The 24,816-nt window shown below is 60.5% G+C and carries 26 protein-coding genes; 12 read left to right on the top strand and 14 right to left on the bottom strand.

What is annotated here, in order from left to right:
• The first annotated feature begins 38 nt into the window (after nucleotides 1-38).
• From LQ249_RS23015 to LQ249_RS23000, 4 genes are all read left to right on the top strand, one after another.
• Nucleotides 39-353 (top strand): hypothetical protein, encoded by a 315-nt coding sequence (locus tag LQ249_RS23015; protein WP_026139816.1) that lies wholly within the window; start codon nucleotides 39-41, stop codon nucleotides 351-353.
• 151 nt (nucleotides 354-504) lie between these two features.
• Nucleotides 505-1,104, top strand: coding sequence for an FMN-dependent NADH-azoreductase (locus LQ249_RS23010; protein ID WP_017845282.1), 600 nt, complete (start codon nucleotides 505-507; stop codon nucleotides 1,102-1,104).
• A gap of 202 nt (nucleotides 1,105-1,306) precedes the next feature.
• Complete coding sequence (locus tag LQ249_RS23005; protein ID WP_017845283.1) at nucleotides 1,307-2,182, top strand: carboxylate/amino acid/amine transporter; 876 nt, start codon at nucleotides 1,307-1,309, stop codon at nucleotides 2,180-2,182.
• A gap of 68 nt (nucleotides 2,183-2,250) precedes the next feature.
• Complete coding sequence (locus LQ249_RS23000; RefSeq protein WP_017845284.1) at nucleotides 2,251-2,667, top strand: Lrp/AsnC family transcriptional regulator; 417 nt, start codon at nucleotides 2,251-2,253, stop codon at nucleotides 2,665-2,667.
• Nucleotides 2,668-2,704: 37 nt separating this feature from the next.
• Here the strand turns inward: LQ249_RS23000 and LQ249_RS22995 are convergent, their stop codons facing one another.
• The 6 genes from LQ249_RS22995 to LQ249_RS22970 all read right to left on the bottom strand — a co-directional run bounded on the left by LQ249_RS22995 (nucleotide 2,705) and on the right by LQ249_RS22970 (nucleotide 9,086).
• The gene (locus tag LQ249_RS22995; RefSeq protein WP_017845285.1) at nucleotides 2,705-3,382 is read right to left on the bottom strand and encodes a phenylalanine--tRNA ligase beta subunit-related protein; all 678 of its coding nucleotides are present in this window, start codon (nucleotides 3,380-3,382) and stop codon (nucleotides 2,705-2,707) included.
• 4 nt (nucleotides 3,383-3,386) lie between these two features.
• Nucleotides 3,387-4,604, bottom strand: coding sequence for an ATP-grasp domain-containing protein (locus LQ249_RS22990; protein ID WP_079444485.1), 1,218 nt, complete (start codon nucleotides 4,602-4,604; stop codon nucleotides 3,387-3,389).
• An 11-nt stretch (nucleotides 4,605-4,615) separates the two neighbouring features.
• A complete protein-coding gene (locus LQ249_RS22985) occupies nucleotides 4,616-5,797 on the bottom strand; it encodes a hypothetical protein (protein ID WP_057003839.1) in 1,182 nt (393 codons plus the stop codon).
• Between the two features lie 8 nt (nucleotides 5,798-5,805).
• Nucleotides 5,806-6,120 (bottom strand): Rieske 2Fe-2S domain-containing protein, encoded by a 315-nt coding sequence (locus LQ249_RS22980; protein WP_017845288.1) that lies wholly within the window; start codon nucleotides 6,118-6,120, stop codon nucleotides 5,806-5,808.
• Between the two features lie 12 nt (nucleotides 6,121-6,132).
• Nucleotides 6,133-7,356, bottom strand: coding sequence for an iron-containing redox enzyme family protein (locus LQ249_RS22975; protein WP_227778707.1), 1,224 nt, complete (start codon nucleotides 7,354-7,356; stop codon nucleotides 6,133-6,135).
• Between the two features lie 440 nt (nucleotides 7,357-7,796).
• Complete coding sequence (locus tag LQ249_RS22970; RefSeq protein ID WP_046382470.1) at nucleotides 7,797-9,086, bottom strand: mechanosensitive ion channel family protein; 1,290 nt, start codon at nucleotides 9,084-9,086, stop codon at nucleotides 7,797-7,799.
• 193 nt (nucleotides 9,087-9,279) lie between these two features.
• On the opposite strand from LQ249_RS22970, the gene LQ249_RS22965 reads away from it, so the two are divergent.
• The gene (locus tag LQ249_RS22965) at nucleotides 9,280-10,626 is read left to right on the top strand and encodes a DEAD/DEAH box helicase (RefSeq protein WP_017845291.1); all 1,347 of its coding nucleotides are present in this window, start codon (nucleotides 9,280-9,282) and stop codon (nucleotides 10,624-10,626) included.
• 214 nt (nucleotides 10,627-10,840) lie between these two features.
• Nucleotides 10,841-11,230: a hypothetical protein gene (locus LQ249_RS22960; RefSeq protein WP_046382471.1), complete on the top strand. Its 390-nt coding sequence runs from the start codon at nucleotides 10,841-10,843 to the stop codon at nucleotides 11,228-11,230.
• A gap of 32 nt (nucleotides 11,231-11,262) precedes the next feature.
• On the opposite strand, the gene LQ249_RS22955 is transcribed toward LQ249_RS22960, so the two are convergent.
• The 3 genes from LQ249_RS22955 to LQ249_RS22945 all read right to left on the bottom strand — a co-directional run bounded on the left by LQ249_RS22955 (nucleotide 11,263) and on the right by LQ249_RS22945 (nucleotide 13,305).
• Nucleotides 11,263-12,129 (bottom strand): DUF6279 family lipoprotein, encoded by an 867-nt coding sequence (locus LQ249_RS22955; RefSeq protein WP_232565925.1) that lies wholly within the window; start codon nucleotides 12,127-12,129, stop codon nucleotides 11,263-11,265.
• A gap of 66 nt (nucleotides 12,130-12,195) precedes the next feature.
• Nucleotides 12,196-12,918: a TorF family putative porin gene (locus LQ249_RS22950; protein ID WP_046382473.1), complete on the bottom strand. Its 723-nt coding sequence runs from the start codon at nucleotides 12,916-12,918 to the stop codon at nucleotides 12,196-12,198.
• 207 nt (nucleotides 12,919-13,125) lie between these two features.
• Nucleotides 13,126-13,305, bottom strand: a complete 180-nt coding sequence (locus LQ249_RS22945) for a hypothetical protein (protein WP_003193095.1) — start codon at nucleotides 13,303-13,305, stop codon at nucleotides 13,126-13,128.
• A gap of 322 nt (nucleotides 13,306-13,627) precedes the next feature.
• Between LQ249_RS22945 and LQ249_RS22940 the strand changes: the two genes are divergently transcribed.
• On the top strand, nucleotides 13,628-14,464 hold the full coding sequence (locus LQ249_RS22940) for a CvfB family protein (protein ID WP_017845295.1): 837 nt from the start codon (nucleotides 13,628-13,630) through the stop codon (nucleotides 14,462-14,464).
• 372 nt (nucleotides 14,465-14,836) lie between these two features.
• Complete coding sequence (locus LQ249_RS22935; RefSeq protein ID WP_017845296.1) at nucleotides 14,837-16,279, top strand: NCS1 family nucleobase:cation symporter-1; 1,443 nt, start codon at nucleotides 14,837-14,839, stop codon at nucleotides 16,277-16,279.
• On the opposite strand, the gene LQ249_RS22930 is transcribed toward LQ249_RS22935, so the two are convergent.
• Nucleotides 16,191-17,408 carry a YbfB/YjiJ family MFS transporter gene (locus LQ249_RS22930; RefSeq protein WP_232565924.1) on the bottom strand — a complete coding sequence of 406 codons (1,218 nt, stop codon included), beginning with the start codon at nucleotides 17,406-17,408 and terminating at the stop codon, nucleotides 16,191-16,193. The genes LQ249_RS22935 and LQ249_RS22930 overlap by 89 nt on opposite strands.
• Nucleotides 17,409-17,513: 105 nt before the next feature.
• Here LQ249_RS22930 and ptrR point away from each other — a divergent pair, with 105 nt between their 5' ends.
• On the top strand, nucleotides 17,514-18,407 hold the full coding sequence (gene ptrR, locus LQ249_RS22925; RefSeq protein WP_232565923.1) for a putrescine utilization regulator PtrR: 894 nt from the start codon (nucleotides 17,514-17,516) through the stop codon (nucleotides 18,405-18,407).
• A 139-nt stretch (nucleotides 18,408-18,546) separates the two neighbouring features.
• On the top strand, nucleotides 18,547-18,669 hold the full coding sequence (locus LQ249_RS31545) for a PA1414 family protein (RefSeq protein ID WP_017737772.1): 123 nt from the start codon (nucleotides 18,547-18,549) through the stop codon (nucleotides 18,667-18,669).
• Nucleotides 18,670-18,828: 159 nt separating this feature from the next.
• Here the strand turns inward: LQ249_RS31545 and LQ249_RS22920 are convergent, their stop codons facing one another.
• Genes LQ249_RS22920 through speB form a run of 4 tightly spaced genes read right to left on the bottom strand, consistent with a single transcriptional unit; the run spans nucleotide 18,829 to nucleotide 23,151 of the window.
• Nucleotides 18,829-20,211, bottom strand: a complete 1,383-nt coding sequence (locus LQ249_RS22920; RefSeq protein ID WP_017845299.1) for a sodium:solute symporter — start codon at nucleotides 20,209-20,211, stop codon at nucleotides 18,829-18,831.
• A 34-nt stretch (nucleotides 20,212-20,245) separates the two neighbouring features.
• Nucleotides 20,246-21,757 (bottom strand): purine-cytosine permease family protein, encoded by a 1,512-nt coding sequence (locus LQ249_RS22915; RefSeq protein WP_057003842.1) that lies wholly within the window; start codon nucleotides 21,755-21,757, stop codon nucleotides 20,246-20,248.
• Nucleotides 21,758-21,778: 21 nt separating this feature from the next.
• On the bottom strand, nucleotides 21,779-22,201 hold the full coding sequence (locus LQ249_RS22910; RefSeq protein WP_057003843.1) for a YybH family protein: 423 nt from the start codon (nucleotides 22,199-22,201) through the stop codon (nucleotides 21,779-21,781).
• Nucleotides 22,201-23,151 (bottom strand): agmatinase, encoded by a 951-nt coding sequence (speB, locus tag LQ249_RS22905; RefSeq protein ID WP_017845302.1) that lies wholly within the window; start codon nucleotides 23,149-23,151, stop codon nucleotides 22,201-22,203. The genes LQ249_RS22910 and speB overlap by 1 nt, the downstream gene beginning before the upstream one ends.
• 149 nt (nucleotides 23,152-23,300) lie before the next feature.
• On the opposite strand from speB, the gene LQ249_RS22900 reads away from it, so the two are divergent.
• On the top strand, nucleotides 23,301-24,194 hold the full coding sequence (locus LQ249_RS22900) for a LysR family transcriptional regulator (RefSeq protein ID WP_017845303.1): 894 nt from the start codon (nucleotides 23,301-23,303) through the stop codon (nucleotides 24,192-24,194).
• 6 nt (nucleotides 24,195-24,200) lie between these two features.
• Nucleotides 24,201-24,791: a tRNA-uridine aminocarboxypropyltransferase gene (locus LQ249_RS22895; RefSeq protein WP_057003844.1), complete on the top strand. Its 591-nt coding sequence runs from the start codon at nucleotides 24,201-24,203 to the stop codon at nucleotides 24,789-24,791.
• Nucleotides 24,792-24,816 lie beyond the last annotated feature (25 nt).

Below are 24,816 nucleotides of genomic sequence, written 5' to 3'. Positions count from 1 at the left end.
CTTGTCCTAAGCTGACAGTCCTTATTGGAGACTGCCGAATGAGAAAATTGTGTTGTGTGGTGCTGGCACTGCTGCCGCTCAGTGCGTTTGCCTACCCCATCGATGTGACAAAAAAGATCGACGGCGTGAGCGTGGATTACACCGCGTCCGACGTGGACGGTGACATCAGTTCGATCCAACTGAACAACTACGGCACGCGCGACGCGCTGTGTTCGGTGACTTTCACCAACGGCCCGGAATCACCCCGTCGCCGTACTGTCAGCGTGCCGGCGGGCAAAAGCACCAACACCACCGTCAAGTTCAACCGCGCGATCATCAAGATGCGTATCGCACTGGAATGTGCACCGAAATAAAGCGACAGCGGAGCATGCCTACAGCAATACTCCGCTTATAAACAAATTTCTAGATGGGTTGTAGCAGTTTTTTGCGCTTTTTTATCGAATTGGCTCTGGTTAATCTTTTCTCCATCGACTTACAGCAATTACAGATGGAGCCTACGCAGCCATGTCCAACGTACTGATCATCGAAAGCAGCGCCCGCCAGCAGGATTCGATCTCCCGCCAACTGACCCGGCAGTTCATCAGCCAATGGCAGGCTGCGCACCCGGCGGATCAGATCACCGTGCGCGACGTGGCGCTCAACCCGCTTCCGCACCTGGACGCCAACCTGCTCGGCGGCTGGATGAAACCGGCGGATCAGCGCAGCGCCAGCGAACAGGCATCCCTGGATCGCTCCAACACCTTGACCGACGAATTGCTCGCCGCCGACGTGTTGGTGATGGCGGCACCGATGTACAACTTCGCCATCCCCAGCACCCTCAAAGCCTGGCTGGATCACGTGTTGCGTGCAGGTGTGACCTTCAAGTACACCGCCACCGGCCCCCAGGGTTTGTTGATCGGTAAGCGGGCCATCGTGCTCACCGCCCGGGGCGGGATTCACACCGGCGCAAGCTCCGATCACCAGGAACCTTACCTGCGTCAGGTGATGGCATTCATCGGGATTCATGACGTGACGTTCATTCACGCCGAAGGGGTGAACCTGAGCGGCGACTTCCAGGAAAAAGGCATCAACCACGCCAAGGCGTTGCTGGCGCAAGTCGCGTGATCCTTTAATCGTCACATAATCGCGCGGTGTTTATATCTCACCACGCAAACCCTTCAAGTCCGCGTAAAAACCTCCCTTTGCACTTGTTGCTCCTGAGTGCTCCTGCCCGACTGCCGCTATCGCGAGGTCGGGTTTTTTTTGCGCCGAGTTTCGTGAGCCGCCGAAAACCTTTAATGTCCCGCCCATTCGATACGAGGCGCGCATGGGCTACTTACTGGTTGTCACCCTGATACAGGCATTTTCCTTCAGCTTGATCGGCGAATACCTTGCCGGTCACGTCGACAGCTACTTCGCGGTGCTGGTGCGCGTGCTGCTGGCCGGGCTGGTGTTCATTCCGCTGACGCGCTGGCGCTCGGTGCAGCCGACCTTCATGCGCGGCATGCTGGTCATCGGTGCGCTGCAATTTGGCGTGACCTACGTTTGCCTGTACCTGAGCTTTCGCGTGCTCACGGTGCCCGAGGTGCTGCTGTTCACTATCCTCACGCCGCTGCATGTGACCCTGATCGAAGACGCCCTCAACCGACGCTTCAACCCCTGGGCCCTGGTCGCCGCGCTGGTCGCGGTGGCGGGTGCGGCGGTCATCCGCTTCGATCAAGTCACCCCGCACTTCCTTGGGGGCTTCCTGCTGCTGCAACTGGCCAACTTCACCTACGCCGCCGGGCAAGTCATGTACAAGCAGTTGGTGGCGCGCTACCCCAGTGATCTGCCGCACTACCGGCGCTTCGGTTATTTCTACCTCGGTGCGCTGCTGGTGGTGTTGCCGGCATTCCTGGTGTTCGGCAAGGCTGATTTCCTCCCCGAAGCGCCGCTGCAATGGGGCGTGCTGGTGTTCCTCGGGCTGGTCAGCACGGCCCTGGGCATGTACTGGTGGAACAAGGGCGCGTGCCTGGTCAACGGCGGGACCCTGGCGGTGATGAACAACCTGCATGTGCCGGTGGGGCTGTTATTGAACCTGTTGATCTGGAACCAGCACGAGCCGTTGGGCCGTCTGGCCCTGGGCGGTTTGGTGATTCTGGCGGCAGTGTGGATCAGTCGGTTGGGCATAAAGCCCGGGCCTGGCGTACAGTCTGCGAGGTGATAGGCCCAGGGCAGGCGTGAGCGGGAATGAAAGTCTGTTATAGAAGAGAAAAGTGTGGGGGCGGCAGAGTGGACAAGGTTGACGAACAGATCATTGCTGCCTTGAAGGACGACTCCCGGGTCAGCCTGGCGCAGCTGGCGCGACAAGTTCACAAGTCGCGAACCGCCGTGGAATCGCGGGTTCAGAAACTGATCGAGAAGGGCATTATCCTCGGCTTCACCATCAACGTCGCCGCCGATGAAGAAGCCCAGCAATCGGCGTTTTTGATGCTCACGCTCAATGGCAGCAACTGCCACCTGGTGTTTCCGAAGATCTACCAGTTCCGTGAAGTGGTTCAGGCTTATTCGCTGTTCGGCGACGTCGACATGATGCTCGAGGTCAAATACCGCAACTTTGAAGAGCTGATGGTGTTCAAGGACAACCTGCTGAAGATCGAGCATGTGCGCGAGGTGGTGGTCAACCCGGTGCTCAAGGCCTGGCGGTAGCCGCTGCTGTTCTGGCAGCGGCTATGCGGTTCCAGCCTCAGGCGTGATCGTGTACGGTCTCGAGAAAGTGATGACTCAAGGCCGGCATTCGCTGGCGCAGGGTGTCGACGAACTCTTCGATGACGGCCTGGTTGAAGGCCAACGGCGTATCGTCGTGCCCCAGCACCACCACCAGCAGGCTCGACGAGTCCTTCGTCAGCCTGAAGTCATGGGCGTCGGCGTCGACCTTGCCGATGCTCGCCAGGGGCACGTCACCGCAGGTATAGACGATATCGCCCGCTGGAATCGTAATCTCCTTCTTGGCGAACAGCGGGCGGAAAGCCCTGGGCGCCTCCGAGCGCATGACGTAGATGTCGTCCCGCCGATGGTAGGTGTGTACGCCGATGCTGACCCCATGCCGGATCGCCACGGCGTTATAGGCATCGACGATGTTGTTGATGGGGTATACGCCCTTGGCGATGAAGCGCCGCAACAGTTTCTCGTTGGCGCTCACGGTGTTTTCGTAGCCGAGCTTCTTGAGTTGCTTGGCAAAGCCTTCGTAAATGACGTTGGAGTCCAGCTCGTTGAGGTGGGACGCAACGTGATTCAGGTTGCTTTGCAGGACACTGACGAAGCTCTGGTCGTCCGACACGGTAATGTCTTCGATAACCGCCGCGCACGCGTTGTTGATGCCCAGATCACTGGCTGACTTTCGGATGATCAAACGACTTTTCATGGTCTTAACACCACAGCTGTTTACGTAGATTGGCGCTGCTGATGTCCAGTTGCGGCGCCGAGAGGTGTTGCAGCCAGAACAGCCCCGGGCAGGTGGCGAAGTCGATCGTGACCGGCGTGGTGTCGCCCGGGCGGATGAAGTAGCGGTGGCCGCAATAGGCCTCGTCCTCCATTACGCTCTGCAGGGCCTGCGGCGAGGGCGTGGCGAAGGTGCGTTGTTCATCGGAGCAGAAGAACCCGATCCGACCGTGGCTGATCTGGCTGACCGCATCGGCGCGCGGGCGTGGGCGGCCGAGGTAGCTGTCGATGGCCAGCGAGAGCAAATCCGGGTGATACACCTGTTGAAACAGCAGCGGTGCGATGCCGCCATGCAAGCGGCCGCCGGCTTCAATCATCACCGGGCCGTGGGCAGACCAGATGATCTCCATATGAATCGGGCCGACCTCGATGCTCAGCGCCGCGGCCGCCTGGCGGGCATAGTCGGTCAGCGGTTGCAGGTCTTCGGCGCGGGGGTCGAGGGTGTCCAGGCTTTCGTAGACAAACATGCTGCCGTTTCTCTGGACCTTGGTGTACCTGCACACCGAGGCAATGATGTACACGCCGTCAAAGGCGACCATATCCACCACATATTCCGGGCCCGACACGAACGGCTGCACGATGAAACCGAGGTTGATTTCCCCCAGGTCGTTTTTGCGCTGCCAGGCCGCAGTGTCCAAGGCACTCTTGACGCCGGCCCGGCCTTGGGCGAACACCACGCCTTCGGTGGCGGCGGAATTGAGCGGCTTGACCACGTAGGTGGTCTTGTCGTCCAGCGTGGCAACCACCTCTGCAATGCGCGTCGGTGAGCTCAGCAGTTGCGATTCGATGTTCGCCAGCCCGTGTTTTTTCAGGGCGTGCTGCATGGAGAACTTGTTGCGACGCAGGTCGCTGGTGACGCGGCTGTTGCCGGGAACGCGCAGGACTTCGGTGAGGTAGTCGGTCAGGTAGATCGCGGTTTCGCAACCGGCGATCACGGCGCTCAGTGACAGCGGTTCGAGGATCTCCAGCAAACCCTCTTCCCAGTGGTAGACCGCCTCGAAGTTTTCCCTGATCAGGTCATCGGTGAAATGCGCGGGCAAGCTGTCGGTGGAAATCACGGCAAAGCACCTCACGCCCTGAGCCTTGAGCAAGGGCGCGTAGAGTTTACCTGTGGAGAACGGGTCAACGATCAGTACGGTTTCCAAAGCAGGTACTCCTATTTTGTGGTGGCGGTGGCCGCGACGGCAGGGGTGAGGTTCCACGCCAGTACGGCAGCGGCCAACAGCGCGGCGGAGACGATCATCAGCACGCGCGCACCTTCGAGGCCGAGGAAGCTTGTGGTGGTGAAGAACGTCAGGATCATCGGCGCCGAGCCACTGACCAGCAGGTAGTAGAGTGAGCTTTTGGCGGCGATCACGTCGGCGATCCGTGCGTTGGGCGCCGACTCGATCAGGGTTTTACGCAATTGGATGCGCAGGCTGTTGATGCAGAAACCCAGCAGGAAAGCGGCGGCCATCATCACGTAGAGGTTATGGAAATAGACGATTGCCACGTCGGCCAGGATCACCAGCAGGATCGCGCTGTAGCTGTTGAGCTTGATCCGTGGCAGCACCGCGGCACTGAACGCACCGAGGCCCGCCAGGCCGCTGGCGACGCCAAACAGGGTGGCGTTCCATTCGTTGAGCTTCTGGAACACGATCGGCACCAGGCTGTTGAAGGCGCCGATATGGAAGCCGATCATGCTCAACACGATGATCAGGATGTACAGGTTGCGCGGCAACTGTAGGGACTGCGCCGTGTGGGTGTCGACGACTTGCTCGGTGGCGTCGGCGGTGGGCGTGGCCGCGACAAAAAGAATCGCCGCCAACGACAGGATCGCCCCCAGGCTGATGATCTGCAGGGTCTGGTTGACCGTGAACACATCCACAATCACCCCGCCCAGCAGCGCACCGCCAAAGGCCCCGATCTGGATGGAGGTTTGCATCAAGCGCGCCGAGGTGTCGCTGTTGGTCAGCCCGGCCAGCACCAGCTTGGTGTTTTTCGATTCCAGGGTACTGATGGTGAAGTAGTCGGTGACCCCCACCACGAAGGCAATCGCCAGGAAACCGATCGGCAACAGCGCCGCGTCGGTAAACGACAGTCCCAGCACGGCGGCGAACGCGGTCAGGCGAATGTACAACAGCCGTTTCATGCTCAGTTCAATGGTGAAGAAACGGCCGATGTACTGCTCGCACAGATACGGCACCACGGTCGCCACGCATAAGGTGGCGCCCACCAGGAAGGTCGAGCCGGTGGTCTCCAGGCCGAACCAGACCATGGCAATCACAATCGCCATGTCCAGGCCGGTGAAGAGGGTCACGATCGAATAAAACGCAGCAAGGGTCGATTTATTATTCATGGGCACCATCAGTCGTAACGAGAGAGTTTAAGGAGAGGCACGCACCGCTCGGTGTCACCAATGACGGTGCTGATCTGGTTTCTGACGCGAACGGTGGGCAGCGACTTCTTTTCCAGGTTGCAGACCTTGTAGGCGTTGTCGTGCCAGGGGCAGATCACGCTTTGCCCGTCACCCGTCACTTCTCCCATGTGCAGCGGGCCGCCGCGATGGGGGCAGGCGGTCGGCAGCAGTTGAGTCGAATGTGCATGGCGCTTGAGAAAGTAGGTTTTCCCTTCCACCGCCACATAGTGGGTATGGCTGAGGTTCAGGCTGATGGCTTTCATGGGGCGGCGTCCTCAAATGGCCGTGACGGTGTAAGTGCAGGACGGGCTGACGACGCGGGTGCCATGCAGCATGCCCTTGGGAATCACCACGCCTTCCCCGGCCTTGAGGCGCACGCTCAGTTCGGGGCTGGCGACGAAATCCAGCTCGCCGGACTCGACCCAGAACAGCTCGTCGTTGGGGTGGGTGTGCAGCACCGAAAGCTCGTGTTCAGGCTCGGTGATCGTCAGGTCCACTGGCTTGCGGCCTTGGAGGGCGCTGGCTTGGGCACGGTGTTCGTCCAACTCGTCATGCCACTTGATATGGGCATACAGCTCTTCGTCGGCGATGTCCTGCAGTAAGCGGAACTCCTCGAAACCGCGGATAAGGTCGGGGATGATCGCGTTGCCGAACTGCTTGATCATCGGCAGGATGAGGCGTTGCAGGGCCATTCTTCCGTGATGCACATCGATGTGTGAGTGCTCGTCGAAGTATTCGGTGGAGACCGTGCCGTTGAAGATGGTCTTGATGGCGCGCGACTGATGCTGGGTGGTCAGGGCCAGCGTGGCTTCGGTGTAGTACATGGCGCCGATATAGCGGAACAGCTCGCCATGGTTGGCCGACACGTAGTGGAAGTAGTTGGTGAGCGACAGCGAGGCCGGGGTATAGAACTGCCAGTAGTGATGCACGTGAGGGGACATGTCCATGTCTTTGAGCATGTCTTCAAAAATGGTGCTGTGCTTTTTCTTGTCGATGCCGTAGCCGTATTCGTCGATCAGGATCTTGAACAGCTCGCTGGTGTACACGCCGCTGTTGCCCAGCACATTGCGCGCCATGGCCGAGGCTTCACTGAGGAAGTCGCCGGCGCATTGCGTCATGAAGAACCGCGCGGCACGTTCGGGATGGCGGCTGGTGGTCAGGACCTCATGGAGTTTTGAGTCGGAGCGGGCCACATCGTCCAAGACCTTGTCGGTGTGGGCGACAAAGGCGTCCAGGCACCAGGGGCCGTTGATGTGCACCTCTTCCTTGAGCCAGTTGTAGAGGTAGTGCTCCAATAACGGACGAATCTTTTTACCCGACGCGGCATGCAATGGGTCATAAAATTCCTTGAATACCTTGAGATCCAGCGCCATGGGCGGCTTGGGTAAAAAGACCAAGTCTTGCTCATAGATATTCAATAATAAACGTTGCGCCAAAAGATGCTGGCTGTGTGAGAGTTGCTCGCTTGTCAGGCAACTGCTGATAATCGAATCGGTCACGTCCTGCGGCCTTGAAGGCCGCTGGTAGGGGCTGTCGGTATAAAAGTCGCGAGGTTGAGAAAAGGCAGTTGCACCGCAGTAATGAGTCAATGCTTCCGCATCCGAACTTAATACAAAGTGTGCCGCATCATCTGAAAGCTTAGTTGTCCATAACATAAGTAACGCCTTCTCACAGAGTTGTTCGATGGCCAGATGCTATAGCTTTGGTTTTTCTAAAAACAGATTAAAAACCGGGTGCCTGAATAGTGAAATTCACTAAACGTATAGGTAGAGTTTTCTTAGTTGCGGCGGCGGTTTGATTTTGCCGCGTGCGGCAACTAGACATGTTCCTCGGTTATTTACCGAGTTGGCCTGGCCTGTAACGCAAGGCCTGATTGGGCGCAGGGGCGTGTGGTGATTCGACAGGCGAGGGGCACGCGAGCCCCGCGCCGTCTGCCTTGTCAGCGCTCCAGCGCTTGGGCGGTCGTGGTGTTCTGCGTCATTGCGAACAGCCCGCTGCGCAGGTCCGTGCCGCTCGGCTGTTGATACAGGCTCAAGCCGAATTCCGGCAGCACCGCCAGCAGGTAGTCGAAGATATCCCCTTGAATCCGCTCGTAATCCGACCACGCCGTGGTGCGGGTGAAGCAGTAGATTTCCAGCGGCACGCCCTGGGCGGTGGTTTGCATCTGACGCACCATGCAGGTCATGTTCGGCTGGATGTCCGGGTGGCTTTTCAGGTAAGCCAGGGCATACGCGCGGAAGGTGCCGAGGTTGGTCATGCGCCGGCGGTTGGCCGACAACTGCGCGCTTTGGCCCTGGGCTTCGTTCCAGGCCTTGAGTTCGGCCTGCTTGCGGCTGATGTAGTCGGTGAGCAGGTGGACCTGGGTCATGCGGACTTCTTCATCGTCGCGCAGGAAGCGCACGGCGCTGGCATCGATAAACAGGCTGCGCTTGATCCGACGCCCGCCGGAGGCCTGCATGCCGCGCCAGTTCTTGAACGACTCGGACATCAGGCGCCAGGTCGGAATCGAGACGATGGTCTTGTCGAAATTCTGCACCTTGACCGTGTGCAAGGTGATGTCCACCACGTCACCGTCCGCGCCGACCTGGGGCATTTCGATCCAGTCGCCGACCCGCAGCATGTCGTTGCTGGTCAACTGCACGCTGGCGACGAACGACAGCAAGGTGTCCTTGTAGACTAACAAGATAACCGCCGACATCGCACCCAGGCCGGACAGCAGCAACAGCGGCGAGCGGTCGATCAGGGTGGCGACGATGATGATTGCGCCAAACACGAACAGAATCATCTTCGCCAACTGCACATAGCCCTTGATCGAGCGGGTACGTGCATGTTCGGTGCGCGCATAGATGTCCAGCAGGGCGTTGAGCAGCGCACTGATGGCCAGCACCACGAACAGGATGGTGAACGCCAACGCCACGTTGCCGATGAACAGCGTTGCGGTCTTGCTCAGGTCCGGCACCAGGTGCAGGCCGAACTGGATCACCAGCGACGGGGTCATCTGCGCCAGGCGATGGAAGACTTTGTTGTGGCGCAGGTCGTTGAGCCAGTGCAGGGCCGGTTGCCGGCCGAGCAATTTGACCGCATGCAGGATGAGGTAACGCGCCACCCGTCCGAGCAACAGCGCCACCACCAACAACACCAGCAAGCCCAGGCTGGAATGCAGCAGCGGGTGTTCATCGAGGGCATTCCAAAGGTCTTTGACGTTGAGCCAGAGCTGTTTGATATCCATGGGTGAAACCGATTCTTCTGTAAGACAAGACCGGTCGATTAGAGCATTTAAGTGCAGCTGCATTGGCGTTACAGACAAACGCCTTAACAAAAAAGCAGCTGATTAGCCCTGTTCGCGTAAAGAAACTCGGTTTGGACGCTCGAAACCGTTACCCTATGCAGCTGATATTTTGTATTTCTTCGAGGTAGCACCCGTGTTTTCCCAATTCGCCCTGCACGAACGCCTGCTCAAAGCCGTGGCCGAGCTTAAATTTGTCGAGCCTACGCCTGTGCAGGCAGCGGCCATCCCGCTCGCGCTCGAAGGGCGTGACCTGCGGGTGACGGCTCAAACCGGGAGTGGCAAGACGGCCGCTTTCGTCCTGCCTATTCTTAACCGCCTGATCGGCCCGGCCAAAGTCCGCGTCAGCATCAAGACCCTGATCCTGCTGCCGACCCGCGAGCTGGCCCAGCAGACCCTGAAAGAAGTCGAACGTTTCTCGCAGTTCACCTTCATCAAGTCCGGCCTGATCACCGGCGGCGAAGACTTCAAGGTCCAGGCCGCCATGCTGCGCAAGGTCCCGGACATCCTTATCGGCACCCCGGGCCGCATGATCGAGCAACTCAACGCTGGCAACCTCGACCTCAAGGAAGTCGAAGTGCTGGTGCTCGACGAAGCCGACCGCATGCTCGACATGGGCTTTGCCGATGACGTGCAGCGCCTGGTGGCCGAGTGCGTGAATCGTCAGCAGACCATGCTGTTCTCCGCCACCACCGGCGGTTCGACCCTGCGCGACATGGTTGCCAAGGTCCTGAACAACCCCGAGCACCTGCAGGTCAACAACGTCAGCGACCTGAACGCGACCACGCGCCAGCAGATCATCACCGCTGACCATAACGTCCACAAAGAACAGATCCTCAACTGGCTGTTGGCCAACGAGACCTATCAGAAGGCCATCGTGTTCACCAACACCCGCGCTGCGGCTGATCGCATCTACGGCCGCCTGGTGGCGCAGGACTACAAAGCGTTCGTCCTGCACGGCGAGAAAGACCAGAAGGACCGCAAGCTGGCAATCGACCGCCTCAAGCAAGGCGGGGTGAAGATCCTGGTCGCCACCGACGTCGCCGCGCGCGGCCTGGACGTCGACGGCCTGGACATGGTCATCAACTTCGACATGCCCCGCAGCGGCGACGAATACGTCCACCGTATCGGTCGCACCGGGCGTGCTGGCAACGATGGCCTGGCGATCTCACTGATCTGCCACGGCGACTGGAACCTGATGTCGAGCATCGAGCGCTATCTCAAGCAGTCGTTCGAGCGCCGCACCATCAAGGAAGTCAAAGGCACCTACACCGGGCCGAAGAAGGTCAAGGCTTCGGGCAAGGCCGTAGGCGTGAAGAAGAAAAAAGTCGACGGCAAGGGTGACAAGAAGAAGGCCGGTGCCAAGTCGCCGACCAAGCGCAAGATCGCCAACCGGCCGAAGACCGACAACCTGTCGTTGGTCAGCAAGGACGGCATGGCGCCGCTCAAGCGCCGCAAGCCAGAAGCACCGGCTGCCGAATAAGGCTGGGCCGCGATAAAAAAACCGGACGCTGTCCGGTTTTTTTTTGCCTGCGGTTTTTTGCCTTGGCCGCAGCTTCTTTCCGCCCAGTTGAGGCGGCGAACGTCTGGAAAGTACACAGAAGTGACGCCTGTCCATTCGGCTGAACGGCCGCTGACGAGACGTGTCCCAACTCTGAACGGGCTGCTTTTCCTTTTGGCCCGCAGGAGGAATCAGGATGACGACTTACAACTGGGATCTGATCGAACGGCTGTTGCATGAAGTGCAGAATGGCGAGGGCAGCTTTGCCCCGCGTAAGTACGCCGAGCAGGAGGCCGCCGAGAAGGTCATGGCGGGCGAGTCCACCGGCAATCTGGATGTGTTGAAAAAAACCGCTGCGGATTACGAGGCGCTGTTGCTCAAGCGCGGGTTTATCGAGTCGCGGCCCGAGGACGAGGGTGGTAATGGTGAGAACTTTATCCTGACGCCACGAGGAGCCCAATTGCTGGCGTTGATCGACAGCTCGATACCGGGCCACGCTCACCCGCGTCAGGTGCTCGATGAGCAGGCGGATGCGCTGGAACCGGCGACGTTCGACGACGTGGCGTCCAAGGCGGCGATTGCCTGAAGGGCCTGTGGGCGCGATGTTGCTCCCACGTTCTAGTCTGCGGCGGCGTTGAGGCATTTGAGCGCCTTGAAATCGCTGCGCACGCCCGCGATTTTGTGCGTCAATTTCTGGCGTTGTTGTACGCTGCTTTGCGCCATTAGATCCACGATCAGGCTGCGCGCCGCTGTTTCCGTCTGGGCATCGGCCTGCCGATATTCCGGGGTCCATGCGCGTTCGCGGTCCACCAACAATTGTTGCATTTTCTGCGCAAAGTCAGGGTCGTGGCGTTGTTGCACAGCGTCGATGAACTGCGCCTGCCAGCGGGCGCGGTTGTCGATCCACTGTTGGTTCTGGTCACCCAGCTCCGCAGACCAGGCCACCACCCGTTGCTGCTGGCTGGCGCTGAGCGGCCCGATCCACGCATCGAGGCGCTTGCTCATGCGCTCGGCACGCGCCTGGATCTGTCGCGGCAGGGGCGGTTTCAGGTATTCGTCCTGGCGCTTGCGCAGGTCTTTGGCCAGGGCGTCGTTCATGTCCTTGACCTGCTGGTCGTCCAGCCCGCGCAGCAAGTGGACCGCCGACGGCGTGATCGCGCGCGCGATCTCGCTCACCGCCTGTTTGGCTTCGTCGGTACGGCTCTGCAAGGCGTTGTCGCTGACCTGATGGTTGTCGACCATCTGTTGCAGGCGGTCGAGCCAGTCCAGATAACCCGGTAACTGCGTGGTGCAATGCCAGGCCAGGTGTTGCTGGAGGGTGTCGTTGAACCAGCGCTTCTGCCCGGCGTTCATGTCCAGGTAGTCACTGAGGGTCCACGGGATGATCACGTCGAGATTGCGGTAGGCCAAACCCACGCGGTTGCAGCCGCCAAGCACCAGGCTCAGGATCACGAATGGCAGCAGAAAATTGAGCCGGCTCAGCATGGGCGGGTCCTTGCGCAGAGGGGGTTAATGCATGTGAACCCGCGCTGGGTGCGACAGTTCAGCCCATCAATAAAACGTCCGCGCTGCCTTCAAGGTCAACAGCCCATCGCATTGCGAATTGTGTCCCGAGTAGGCCGAGCAGTCGCCGCCGTTGAGGCTGGAGTCGCTGTAGATCAAGTCAAGGTCAACGCCCATCCACGCCCGTGAGAATTGCACCGACCAGTCGCTGAAACTGCGGATCGAACCGCCGTCCACCGAGACCGGGCTGCCCAGTTGATGCGTGGTGTACTTCATGCTGACGCCGATACCGAACGGCTGTGTACCGCCAAGGTCGGCGAACAGGGTGCTGTCCTGGCGGTCGGGGTCGTTGCTGAAGGACGCGCCGAAGCGATTGCCCAGCAGGTTCAGGCCGCCATAGAACTCCTGGCTGTCAAGGGGGCTGAGCGAGGGATAGCTGTAGTGGATCAATCCCACTTCGTAGCCGAGCGTCTGGTCGAAGGGGTGTTTGAACCCCATGTACGAGTCGATTTCAAGGTTGCTCGCCGAAGACAGGCCCATGTTCGGTGAGAACTGGCCGACGTACAGGCCGCTGTCGTGGCTCAGGTCGAGGCCGCCGTGGAAGGCGTCGCTGCCCGGCGATGTCGGCTTGACCAGGCCCTGGGCCATGCTGCGGCTGGGCGTGGTGCCCAGTTTCAGATCGAAGTCGCCCAATTCGCGCTGGAAAATCTGCGCTTCGGCCAAAGGGCTGGCGGCGAGGGCGGCGATCAGGAAAATACAGGTTTTGAGCATGCTTCACTCCATGAAAAGCGAGGAGCAGTAACGGAAGGTATCAGGCAGATGCCCGTGCTAGACGTGTGCAAGCATACCGGCGAATGCCAGGCGGTGAGGTCCGTTGGTCGATTTTGTGTCGCGGGAGAAGCAATGGGGTGTTTCGGGCTCTAGTCCTAGCGCCTTGTTGGCAAGACGCTTAGGGACCAGGTGTGTTGCGCGGTCAGCTTACTTCTTGCCCAGGCTGATCTGCTTGGACGGGCCGAAAGTCTGGCCGCTGACGCCCTTGGCAATCTGCTGGATTTCGCCACCGGACTTGAGGAACGCAGCGATCTGGCTGTTGATCGACTCGCTGGTTTCGACGGCGGGAGCTGGCTTTGCTTTGCTGTTGGATGCTTTTACGCGCATGGCGGCCACTAACCTGTAGAAAATTAACTTGGCCAGGCATCGTACAGGAAATGCTTGACAATTGCTTGGTAAATATCCCCTTGTATTTGGTGCGCTGGCTGAAACCGGCAAAGTTCGTCGTCGAAATAAGCCTCTAACTTACTGTTTTAACTCGAAACCACGCGGTCTGTCGGGCGCCGCCGGCGCGGCGGAATTCAGCCGATTGATCAGACGAGCGGGGCGGTGCCGGTAGAATGCCATGCGAACCCGCGAATTTTCAGGCGTGCGCGCGTGCCGGACGCAACTCGGGTAGAATGCCGCCCACGCAATGAGGGTATTGGAAATGGCTTTAGTCGGGCGCTACAACAGCTTGCAAGTGGTTAAACACACTAACTTTGGTTTGTACCTGGATGGTGCGCAAGACGGTGAAATCCTCTTGCCTAATCGGTATATCCCCAAAGATATTCCCAGTGAAGATGAAGACTGGCTTAACGTATTCATTTATCTGGACAGCGATGACAAACTTATCGCCACCACTGAAAAACCAAAAGTTCAAGTTGGCGAATTTGCCAGTTTGAAAGTTGTGGAAGTCAACAGCATCGGTGTCTTCCTCGATTGGGGCTTGCCCAAGGATCTGTTGCTGCCGTATTCGGAAGAAAAGCGTCAAATGACCGCTGGCGAATATTGCGTGGTGCATGTCTATCTCGATAAACACACCAAGCGCATCACCGCCACCGCGCGCCTTGACCGCTACCTGGACAAGACGCCCGCCAACTACCAGGTTGGCCAGGAAGTCGACCTGCTGGTGGCCGAGGCCACGGACATGGGCTTCAAGGCGATCATCAACAACAAGCACTGGGGCCTGATCCACAAGAACGAAGTGTTCAAGTTCCTGCGCCCGGGCAAGGAAGAGAAAGGCTTTATCAAGGAAATCCGCGCCGACGGCAATATCAGCCTGAGCCTGCAACCGGTCGGCCAGGAAGCGGCTTCCAGCCTCAACTCGAAGATCCTCGCCAAGTTGCGCGAAAACAACGGCAGCCTGCCGGTCAGCGATAAAAGCGACCCGGCGGTGATCAGCAACTTGTTCGGCGTCAGCAAAGGCAACTTCAAGAAGGCCATTGGTGCGCTCTACAAGCAGGGCCAGATTGTGATTCATGCCGATCGCATTGAACTGAGCTGAGTGCGGTTTGCTCTTCTGTAGGAGCGAATCGCTCCTACAGAAGCTGTGCCGATACCCCGTAAATCCTTGTTCTGTCGGCCTACGGCGCAGATGACCTGAGCAACTTGAACACATTCCTCAGCGCCGCCTAGTGCGCAGTCAGGCACCTGTGTGCACAACGGGTGTGCAAGTGATTGTGTACAGGATTAAGGCGTGCACCGTTGCTGAGCGGTATACACCGATCTAACTCTCGATACATCCTTTGGCACCCCGCCCCGTGGGGATTGTGTGCCATTGGCACGCATTCTGCTGACTCTTTCGTATACAAACCGTGCCGCCTTCCGTATGCATCCCGTTACGGCAGCGCAGGCGGGTATTTCGAGGAGCCAAGCGATGACCGAACAATTGCCCAAAGGCTACAGCCCGCGCCTGTACAACCAGGACCTGGGCCCACTGCCGCAGAAGTGGACCTGGTATAACATCTTTGCCTTCTGGATGAGCGACGTACACAGCGTCGGCGGCTATGTCTTCGCCGCCAGCCTGTTCGCCCTCGGGCTGGCCAGTTGGCAGGTGCTGATTGCGTTGCTCGCAGGCATTTGCATCGTGCAATTGATCGCTAACCTGGTGGCCAGGCCGAGCCAGCAAGCGGCTGTACCGTACCCGGTGATCTGCCGACTGGCGTTTGGTGTGTTCGGTGCGAATATTCCGGCGGTGATACGCGGCTTGATCGCGGTGGCGTGGTACGGGATTCAGACGTATCTGGCGTCGAGTGCGCTGATCATCGTGGTGCTGCGCTTTTTCCCACAGATGGCCGTGTATGCAGAGCCGCACTTCGCGGGCCTGTCCTACCTGGGCTGGTTTGGTTTCCTCAGCTTGTGGGTGGTGCAGGCGGCCGTATTCTGGGCGGGCATGGAGTCTATCCGGCGCTTTATCGACTGGGCCGGGCCAGTGGTCTATGCGGTGATGTTCGCCTTGGCCGGCTGGATCGTGTGGAAGGCGGGCTGGGCGAATATCAGCTTTACCCTGGCGGAAAAGTCCTTGTCGGGCTGGCAGGCTTTTGGCCAGGTGATTGTGGCGACGGCGTTGGTGGTGTCGTACTTTTCCGGGCCGACGCTGAACTTCGGCGATTTCAGCCGCTACTGTCGCAGCATGCAGGATGTGCGTCGCGGTAATTTCTGGGGGCTGCCGGTGAATTTCCTGGCGTTCTCCCTGGTGACCGTGGTGATCGTCTCGGGCACCTTGCCGGTATTCGGTGAAATGCTCCACGACCCGATCGCCACCGTGTCGCGTATCGACAACAGCATGGCCGTGTTGCTGGGCGCCTTTGCTTTTGTCACGGCCACGATCGGCATCAATATCGTCGCCAACTTCGTGTCCCCGGCGTTCGACTTCGCCAACGTTGCGCCGAGCAAAATCAGCTGGCGCGCCGGCGGCATGATTGCAGCGGTGGCTTCAGTCTTTATCACCCCGTGGAACCTGTTCAACAACCCGCTGATGATCCACTACACCCTGGACATCCTCGCCGCGTTTATCGGGCCGTTGTTCGGGATTTTGCTGGTGGACTTCTACCTGATCAAAAAACAGCAGATCGACGTGGATGCGCTGTTCGATGACAGCCCGAGCGGGCGTTATTACTTCGACGGCGGCGTGAACTGGACGGCGGTCAAGGCTCTGTTGCCGGCGACGCTGGTGGGTGTCGCGATCACGTTCACCCCGGCCTTGCAGGGGATGGCCAACTTCGCCTGGTTCACCGGTTGCTTCCTGGGTGGGCTGTTTTTCCTGGTGCTCGCTCGGCGCGAACAGGCTCGCGTGCCAACGCCGCTGATGGCTGGCTGACTGCCGCGGCCGGGCGCAGCAACAGCGCGCCGGCCAATAACAACCCGCAACCGGCGATCACCAGCGCCGGTTGCAGGCCGCCGCTCAGGTGGCTGCTCACCGACGCGAGCAATGGGCCGCTCAGTTGTCCGATGGCAAAGCTCGCGGTCAGCACCCCAGTGCTGCGCTGGTAGCCGTGGGGCGCCACCTCGCGCAAGCGTGCCATCACCAACTGCATACACGCCAGAAACGGTGCGCCGCAGAGCAATACGCCCAGCGCCAGGCCCCAGCCGTTGCCGAGCAAGCAGGTAAATACGCCCGCCGCTTGCAACCATAAGGTTGTCATCAGCCAGCGGCGGGTTGTGTTCGCGGCCTTGCGGCGCAGGCTCGCCACGACCACCCCGAGCGCAGCCGCCAGGCCAAAGCATGGCCAGAACAGGTCTGCCTGCCAGGCGCCCTTGAACTGCGCGCTGGCCATCTGGGACAGAAAGGTCGCCGGGATGATGTAGCCGAGGCCGTAGAAGAAATAAACCCAACCCAGGTGCGCGATGCTCGCATTGCTGCTCGCGTCGCTGACGGGCGTGTCAGTGACGCTCGGTTGAGGCAGGAAAGGCAGGATCGCCAGCAGCATCAGCAGCGCCACCCCGCCGTAGACCAGCCACAGTGTTGCGGAGCTTTGTCCCAGCAGGTTCGAACCCAGCGCGAGCAGGCCGGTCAACAGAATCCCCAGGCCCGGCCCGGCAAACACCAGGGCGCCCAAGCGCGGCCGCCCGGCGGCAATCGCCAGCGGTTGGCTGAGGCTGGTGATCATCACCAGCGCCCAGGCGCTGGCCACGCCGGTGCCGAAGCGCAACAGCAGGTGCGGCCAGAACCCATGGGCCCAGTACGACGCCAGGGTCAGCAGCACGCACAACCACAACCCGCCGTACAAGCGACCGCGTACAGGGTGATGGCTGCGCGCGAAAATCGAATCCACCGCGCCGACGAAGTAGCCCAGGTAGTTGGCGGCGGCGATCAGCCCGGCACCGGTCAGATCAATCTGCCCCTCGCTGAGCAGATGTGGCATTTGCGGGGTGAGGGCGAAGCGGCCAATGCCCATGGCCATCATCAGGGCGATAAAGCTGGCGAGGAGGCGAGTCAACGGCGACATGTGCAAGGTTTCCTGCGGGAAAGCGAATGACATGCAGGCTAAGGCGGATTGACTTTCTGTAAAAATGAATAATAGTGAGCAACTTGTTCAGTTTTGGAGAAAGGTATGGAGTTCAGTCAATTGCGCATTTTCCAGGCCGTGGCGGAAGAGGGCTCCATCACCCGCGCTGCCGAGCGCTTGCACCGCGTGCCATCGAACCTGTCGACCCGGCTCAAGCAGATGGAGGAGCAACTGGGCGTCGAGTTGTTCGTTCGTGAACGTCAACGCCTGCAGCTTTCCCCTGCGGGCAAAGTGTTGCTGGACTACAGCACCCGTCTGCTGGCGCTGCACGACGAAGCCCACGGTGCCGTGCAAGGCGGGCAACCGGCCGGTGACTTTGTGCTGGGTAGCATGTACAGCACCGCCGCGATTCACTTACCGAAACTGTTGGCGCGCTATCACAAGGCGTATCCGATGGTGAATCTGCAGGTGCAATCGGCGCCCAGCGGCGAGCTGCTCGAAGGCTTGATCACCGGGCGTCTCGACGCGGCGCTGGTCGACGGCCCGCTGACTATCGCGTCCCTGGACGGTGTGCCCTTGTGCGACGAAAAGCTGATGCTGATTTGCGAAGCCGACCACCCGCCAGTACTCGGCCCTCAGGATGTTGCCGGCCGCGCAGTGTTCACCTTCCGACGCAGTTGTTCCTATCGCCGACGTTTGGAGACGTGGTTTTCCCACGAGCACGTGGCGATGGGCCGTGCCATTGAGATCGAGTCTTATCAAGGCATGCTCGCCTGCGTGATCGCCGGTTCCGGCGTGGCCTTGATGTCCGAATCCATGCTCGACAGCCTGCCAGGCAAGGACAGCGTGTCCGTTCATCCCCTATCTGAGCCTTTTGCCACTGCGACCACCTGGCTGATGTGGCGAAAGGGTATGCTCGGCGCTAATCTCAACGCATGGATCGAACTGCAGCGCGAAGGCCAGGCAGGGTTCCTGCAAGATATCCGGGCGATCGCCTGACCGATCTGTCGTATTTGCATGAATTTGGTAATAGTTCGTTGTGGTTTCGTTCATGCAATGTGTAGGAGTTAGGGCTACTATTTGTAGGAAGAGGCGAAAGAATTTCCGCCGACCCGCACTACCCTCAAAGGGGGCAATCATGAAAGAGAAAATCCAAACCTGGCTCCACGACCTTGGCGTTGCGCTGGGCCTGATCGAGCCCCCGCTGCAGCCGGTGCCCATTCGCACGGATGATGAGCAGCGTCGTCCACGTCGGCGTTGAACCGCAGTCGTCGGAACACCGCAGAATCTGTGTAGGAACGGGCTTGTGTGGGAGCAAGCAAACCCGTCCTCGCGATGCTTGGTACGCCACGCAAAAAAAAACGAGTGCGACATCCGACGTCGCACCCGCTGAAGAAAACCTGATTTCCCGCGTGCTTGTTCAGGCGGCTCGCGCCGGTTCCGTTTCAGGTCGGCGCGACAACAGGCTCACCCCGACAAAACTCACCAACGCCACCGCCAGGCTGTAGTAGATCGGCGTGTTCGCGTCCAAGCCGTCCTTGAACATGAACACCAACGCCGTCACGAAGCCCAGGGTCATGGACGTAATCGCCCCCGAAGTCGTCGCGCGCTTCCAGAAAATCGCCCCGATCAGCGGGATCAGCATGCCGCCCACCAACAGGTTGTAAGCCAGGGTCAGGGCACTGATCACATCGTTCACCACCAGCGCGATGCCCAGCACCGCGATACCGGTCAGCAGGGTGAACAGGCGGTTGATGTTCAGGCTCGACTGCTTGCCGCCGCGCAAACGTGGCAGCAGGTCCTCGGTCAACACGGTGGACGCCGCCAGCAAGCCGGCGCTGGCCGTCGACATCATCGCCGCCAACGCCGCCGCAATCACCAACCCACGAATGCCATCGGGCAGCGACACTTTGACGATCGCGGCGAACGCGTTGTTGACGTTATCCAGATCGGGAATCAGCACATGGGCCGCCATGCCGATCAACGCACAGGCCAGGCCGTAGAGAATGCAGTAGAAACCGGCGAAAGTGCCTGCGTACTGGGCGACCTTTTCGTCACGGGCGGTGAACACCCGTTGCCAGATGTCCTGGCCGATCAGGATGCCGAAAAAGTAGATCATGAAGTAGGTGATGATCGTGTCCCAGCCGATCGCGGTGAAGCTGAAGTTCGACGCCGGCAGCTTGGCCACCAGTTCGTCCCAGCCGCCGACGCGGTACAGGCAGATCGGCAGCAGGATAAACATCAGGCCGACGGTCTTGATCACGAACTGCACGATGTCGGTCAAGGTCAGCGACCACATGCCGCCGATGGTCGAGTACATCACCACCACGCCACCGCCGAGCAGCACCGAAATCCAGAAGGGCAGGCCGAACAGCACCTGCAGCACGGTGCCGATGGCCAGGATCGAGGTCACACCGATCATCAGCGCGTAGGCCAGCATGATCACCGCGCTCGCCTGGCGGGCCATGGGGTTGTAGCGCTTTTCCAAGACCTGGGTGACGGTGAAGATTTTCAGCTTGAGCAACGGCTTGGCCAGGAACAGGTTCAGCGCGATGATCCCCATGCCCAGCGCGGCGCACAGCCAGAAGCCGGAGATGCCGTGGACATACCCCAGGCGCACGGTGCCGACGGTGGACGCGCCGCCCAATACCGTGGCGGCCATGGTGCCCATGTACAGCGACGGGCCGAGATTGCGCCCGGCGACCAGGTAGTCTTCGTGGGTCTTGGCGCGGCGCATGCCGTAATAGCCGAGCACGAGCATGCCGGCGGCGTAGATGAGTACGACGAATAAATCCAAAGCCATGACGGCGGGTCTCCGATTATCTTTTTTATGGAAATCAGGCGGCTTTTTGCAGCGCCGGTTCAGCGTGCACGTCCGTGCGTTCGCTGCGTGGATCGGTAGGGCCGTACACGGCAGCCGGTTCCGGGAACAGGCGCAGCAAGCTCAGGTACACCACCGAGGCCAGCCCCAATGTCACCGGCAGGCTGATATCGATGCCCTCGGCGAGGTTGCCCAATGGCCCGACAAACTGCCCCGGCAGGTTGACGAAGCACAGCCCCACCAACGCGCTCGGAATCCAGGCCCCCAGGCCGCGCCAGTTCCAGCCGTGGCTGAACCAGTAGCGCCCGCCGCGTTCGCCGCGGGTAAATACTTGCAGGTCGTCCGGGCAGTAGAAGCCGCGACGCACGATCAGACCGATGATCATCATCACCATCCACGGGGTGGTGCAGGTGATGATCAGCACCGCGAAGGTCGACACGCTCTGCACCAGGTTGGCGGCGAAACGTCCGATAAAGATGAAGGCGATAGACATCACCCCGATCAGCAGCGTGGCCTTGACCCGCGACAGCAGGCGCGGGAACACGCTGGACATGTCCAACCCCGTGCCATACAGCGACGTGGTGCCGGTGGACATGCCGCCGATCACCGCGATCAGGCACACCGGCAGGAAGAACCAGCTCGGCGCCACCGCCAGCAGACCGCCGACGTAGTTGTTGGCCGCGATGTAGTCCGGTGCCCTGACCGCGACGATGGTCGCCGTGGCCAAGCCGAACAGGAACGGGATCAAGGTGGCGATCTGTGCCGCGACCACCGCCAGCATGATGCGAATTTTCGGCGTTTCACGCGGGATGTAGCGCGACCAGTCACCGAGGAACGCGCCGAAGGAGATCGGGTTGCTCATGGCCACCAGCGCCGCACCGATAAACGCGGCCCAGAAACCGCTCTGGCCGAGGGCCACGCTGCCGGCGAAGTGGCTGTCGAAGGTCGGCGCGAACGCGAAGATCCCCAGCAGAAACAGCAGGCTCGCCGCCCACACCGCGATGCGGTTGACCCACAGCATGAAGCGAAAGCCGTAGATACAGACCGTCAGCACCAGGATGGCAAACACGCCGTAGGCCAGGCCCAGGGTCAGGTCGGTTTCCGGCAGGCCGATCAGCCGCTTCGCACCGCCGACCAGCGCATCGCCCGAACTCCACACCGACAGTGAGAAGAAGGCAATCGCCGTCAGCAATGACAGAAACGAGCCGACGATCCGCCCGTGGACACCGAAGTGCGCCCCGGACGACACAGCATTGTTGGTGCCATTGATCGGCCCGAACAGGCCCATGGGCGCCAGGATCAGCGCACCCACCAGCACGCCCAGCACAATCGCCCAGACACCGGCCTGGAACGACAGGCCGAACAGCACCGGAAAGGCACCCAGCACCGCTGTGGCAAAGGTATTGGCACCGCCGAAGATCAGGCGAAACAGATCCTTGGGCCCGGCGGTACGTTCATGGTCCGGGATCTGTTCGACCCCGTTGGTTTCTATCTTGCGAATACTGTTTTCGTTGTTTTTATTATTCATGATCAGCTCCGATCACATTGGCTAAGGGGGCGGCAGCCCTTCCGGCATAGCGGACAAATGTTCGTGACAGGCCAGCCACAGGCCTTGTTTTTGTTGTACGTCCAACCCTTGCCGTCTGAAGACAATGGTCTCGCGTTCCTGGCTATTGAATTGCTCCCCGTTCATGCGCAGCTCGGTGGCCACGTCATGCATAAAAATCGCCACATCACCCTGCAGGCTGACAACGGCGTTGCTCGAGACGCAGGACAGCACCTCGAACCCCTCGTCCCGGCGCCAGCTGTCCCACAATGCCTGGTAGGCATCGCGACTGAGCAGCGGCTGGGGCAGGGTGTAGAACACGAAGCTGGCATCGGCGCTGAATGCGCCGAAGTAAGCCTCGCGGTCGTTGCGTGCGAAGGCCGACACTAGGTCGGCCGCCGCTTTCAACACCTCATGGGTGCTCATCAGCGGTGCGCCACGCCGGGCAGTACGCAGAGCATTTCGTACAGCAGGTTGGCGCCCAGCAACGAGGTGTTGCCGGTGGTGTCGTAAGGCGGCGAAACTTCTACCAGATCGCAACCAATCAGGTCGAGGCCCTGGCAGCCACGGATGATTTCGATCGCCTGGATAGTGGTCAGCCCGCCGATTTCCGGGGTGCCGGTGCCGGGCGCCCAGGCCGGGTCGATGCCGTCGATGTCAAAGCTCAGGTACACCGGGCCGCCACCGACTTTTTCGCGCACTTCGGCCATCAACGGCGCGAGGGAGTGGTGCCAGCATTCTTCGGCCTGCACCACGCGAAAGCCTTGCTTGCGGCTCCAGTTGAAGTCTTCGGCGGTGTAGCCCTGGGCGCGCAGGCCGATCTGTACCACGCGGTCGCAATCGAGCAGGCCTTCTTCCACTGCGCGGCGGAAGGTGGTGCCGTGGGCGATCTTCTCGCCGAACATGTGGTCGTTGACGTCGGCATGGGCATCGATGTGGACCAGCCCGACCTTGCCGTGTTTTTTGTGGATCGCCCGCAGGATCGGCAGGGTGATGGTGTGGTCGCCGCCCAGGGTCATGGGGATGACGTTGTGTTCGAGGATCTCGTCGTAGGCTTCTTCAATGATCCGCACGGCGTCGAGCAGGTTGAAGGTGTTGATCGCCACGTCGCCGATATCGGCCACCGACAGCGAATCGAACGGCGCGGCACCGGTGGCCATGTTGTACGGGCGGATCATCACCGATTCGGCGCGGATTTCCCGGGGGCCGAAGCGGGTGCCGGCGCGCAGCGAGGTGCCGATGTCCAGCGGCACGCCGATAAAGGCCGCATCCAGGCCCTTGGCCGATTGCAAATGGGGAAGACGCATCATGGTGGCGATGCCGGCGAAGCGCGGCATTTCGTTGCCGCCCAGTGGTTGGTGGAAAATCTTGTCCACGGGATTGCCTCATCGTGTTGTGTTTATTAGCGGCCGATTCTGCGAAAAGCCCGGGGTGGGAAGAATCGGCAGAGGCAAATACTTAGTTCAGATTTTTCTAAACTAATGCCGGCAGGTAGACTACTGCGATCACCTCCCCGGAGCCGACCATGGCCAACGCCTTGCCTGACCTGAAACTCCTGCGCATCTTCGTCAGCGTCGTGCGCCACCAGGGGTTCGCCAATGCACAGCACGAGCTCAACCTGTCGACCTCGGCGATCAGCACCTATATGAGCCAGCTCGAATCGGCGTTGGGCCTGGTGTTGTGCCACCGTGGCCGGGGCGGGTTCAGCCTGACCAGCAAGGGCGAGTTGTTCCATCAGGAGACCCTGCGGCTACTGGGCGAACTGGAAGGTTTCGAGCAATACGCTGCCGCGCTCAAAGGCGAGCTGCGCGGCACGCTCAAGCTCGGCGTGCTCGACTCCACCGTCAGCGACAAGGCCCTGCCGTTCGCCGAGGTGATCGGCGCCTACAGCCTGGAACACCCGGCGGTGCATTTGCATTTGTCGGTGCTGAGCCCTTACGAACTGCAACTGGGTGTGCAGGACAACCGCCTGGACCTGGCCATCGGCGCGTTTTCCAACCGCATGAGCGGGCTGATCTACATGCCGTTGTACCGTGAACAACACTGGTTGTATTGCAGCACCCGGCACCCGCTGTTCAATGAGCGGCGCATCCCCGAACAGGTGATCACCCAGCAGCGCATGGTCGGGCGCGGCTACTGGAGCCAGGCGGAACTGGCGCGCCACGGCTTCAAGCACAGCGCCGCCACCGTGGAAAGTATGGAGGCGCAACTGATCCTGGTGCTGTCCGGCGCCTACATCGGCTACCTGCCCGAACACTACGCCCAGGCCTGGGCCGACAAGGGCGACCTGCGCGTGCTGCTGCCGGCGACCTTCGGCTACCAGGCGCCGTTCTCGATGATCATGCGCCGTGGCCGTAGCCGCGAGCCGCTGATCCAGACGTTTCGCGACTTGCTCAAAACCCAGCTCAACCAGGCCTGAAAAACCATGTCCAGACCCCAGTGTTCCCGTTGCCTGCGGCCCGCCACCCATTGCCTGTGCGCGCTGATCCCCAGCCTCGACAGTCGCACCCGCGTGTTGCTGCTGCAGCACCCGAGCGAGGTCAACCATGCGCTCAATACCGCGCGGTTGGCGGCGTTGGGCTTGAACAATGCGCAGTTGGTGGTGGGCGAGGTATTCGACGATCTGCCGAGCTTGCTGAACCCGCCCGGCTATCAGGCGCGCCTGTTGTTTCCGGCAGACGATGCCCAGCCGCTGCAGGCTTATGGGCCGAGCGACGAGCCGTTGTTGTTGGTGGTCCCCGACGGCACCTGGCGCAAGGCGCGCAAGCTGTTGCACCTCAACCCGCTGCTGGCGGCGCTGCCCAGGGTGACGCTGGCCGCGGGCGCCGTCTCGCGCTACCGGCTGCGCAAGGCGCCGGGCCCCGGAGCCTTGTCGACGGTGGAGGCGATTGTGCAGGCGTTGCAGGTGTTGGAGGCGCCCACTTCTTTCGAGCTGTTACTCAAACCCTTCGATGCGTTGATCGAGGGCCAGATTGCGGCGATGGGACCGGCGGTTTTCGACAAGAACCACGGCTGATCCATGGCGCTACATAGCTACCTGA

The organism is Pseudomonas sp. 7-41, from assembly GCF_021233075.1.
GTDB classification, from domain to species: domain Bacteria; phylum Pseudomonadota; class Gammaproteobacteria; order Pseudomonadales; family Pseudomonadaceae; genus Aquipseudomonas; species Aquipseudomonas veronii.
This window is presented reverse-complemented; position numbering and strand designations above follow the sequence as displayed.

Bases quoted from the DNA above. Each gene is read 5' to 3' on its own strand.
- LQ249_RS22940 (WP_017845295.1), top strand. From the start codon at position 13,628: ATGGCTTTAGTCGGGCGCTACAACAGCTTGCAAGTGGTTAAACACACT.
- LQ249_RS22995 (WP_017845285.1), bottom strand. From the start codon at position 3,382: ATGAAAAGTCGTTTGATCATCCGAAAGTCAGCCAGTGATCTGGGCATC.
- LQ249_RS31545 (WP_017737772.1), top strand. From the start codon at position 18,547: ATGAAAGAGAAAATCCAAACCTGGCTCCACGACCTTGGCGTTGCGCTG.
- LQ249_RS22935 (WP_017845296.1), top strand. From the start codon at position 14,837: ATGACCGAACAATTGCCCAAAGGCTACAGCCCGCGCCTGTACAACCAG.
- LQ249_RS22900 (WP_017845303.1), top strand. From the start codon at position 23,301: ATGGCCAACGCCTTGCCTGACCTGAAACTCCTGCGCATCTTCGTCAGC.
- LQ249_RS22955 (WP_232565925.1), bottom strand. From the start codon at position 12,129: ATGCTGAGCCGGCTCAATTTTCTGCTGCCATTCGTGATCCTGAGCCTG.
- LQ249_RS22980 (WP_017845288.1), bottom strand. From the start codon at position 6,120: ATGAAAGCCATCAGCCTGAACCTCAGCCATACCCACTATGTGGCGGTG.
- LQ249_RS22950 (WP_046382473.1), bottom strand. From the start codon at position 12,918: ATGCTCAAAACCTGTATTTTCCTGATCGCCGCCCTCGCCGCCAGCCCT.
- LQ249_RS22930 (WP_232565924.1), bottom strand. From the start codon at position 17,408: ATGTCGCCGTTGACTCGCCTCCTCGCCAGCTTTATCGCCCTGATGATG.
- LQ249_RS22920 (WP_017845299.1), bottom strand. From the start codon at position 20,211: ATGGCTTTGGATTTATTCGTCGTACTCATCTACGCCGCCGGCATGCTC.
- LQ249_RS22910 (WP_057003843.1), bottom strand. From the start codon at position 22,201: ATGAGCACCCATGAGGTGTTGAAAGCGGCGGCCGACCTAGTGTCGGCC.
- LQ249_RS22895 (WP_057003844.1), top strand. From the start codon at position 24,201: ATGTCCAGACCCCAGTGTTCCCGTTGCCTGCGGCCCGCCACCCATTGC.
- ptrR (WP_232565923.1), top strand. From the start codon at position 17,514: ATGGAGTTCAGTCAATTGCGCATTTTCCAGGCCGTGGCGGAAGAGGGC.
- LQ249_RS22985 (WP_057003839.1), bottom strand. From the start codon at position 5,797: ATGAATAATAAATCGACCCTTGCTGCGTTTTATTCGATCGTGACCCTC.
- LQ249_RS22960 (WP_046382471.1), top strand. From the start codon at position 10,841: ATGACGACTTACAACTGGGATCTGATCGAACGGCTGTTGCATGAAGTG.
- LQ249_RS22970 (WP_046382470.1), bottom strand. From the start codon at position 9,086: ATGGATATCAAACAGCTCTGGCTCAACGTCAAAGACCTTTGGAATGCC.
- LQ249_RS23010 (WP_017845282.1), top strand. From the start codon at position 505: ATGTCCAACGTACTGATCATCGAAAGCAGCGCCCGCCAGCAGGATTCG.
- LQ249_RS23005 (WP_017845283.1), top strand. From the start codon at position 1,307: ATGGGCTACTTACTGGTTGTCACCCTGATACAGGCATTTTCCTTCAGC.
- LQ249_RS23015 (WP_026139816.1), top strand. From the start codon at position 39: ATGAGAAAATTGTGTTGTGTGGTGCTGGCACTGCTGCCGCTCAGTGCG.
- LQ249_RS22915 (WP_057003842.1), bottom strand. From the start codon at position 21,757: ATGAATAATAAAAACAACGAAAACAGTATTCGCAAGATAGAAACCAAC.
- LQ249_RS22945 (WP_003193095.1), bottom strand. From the start codon at position 13,305: ATGCGCGTAAAAGCATCCAACAGCAAAGCAAAGCCAGCTCCCGCCGTC.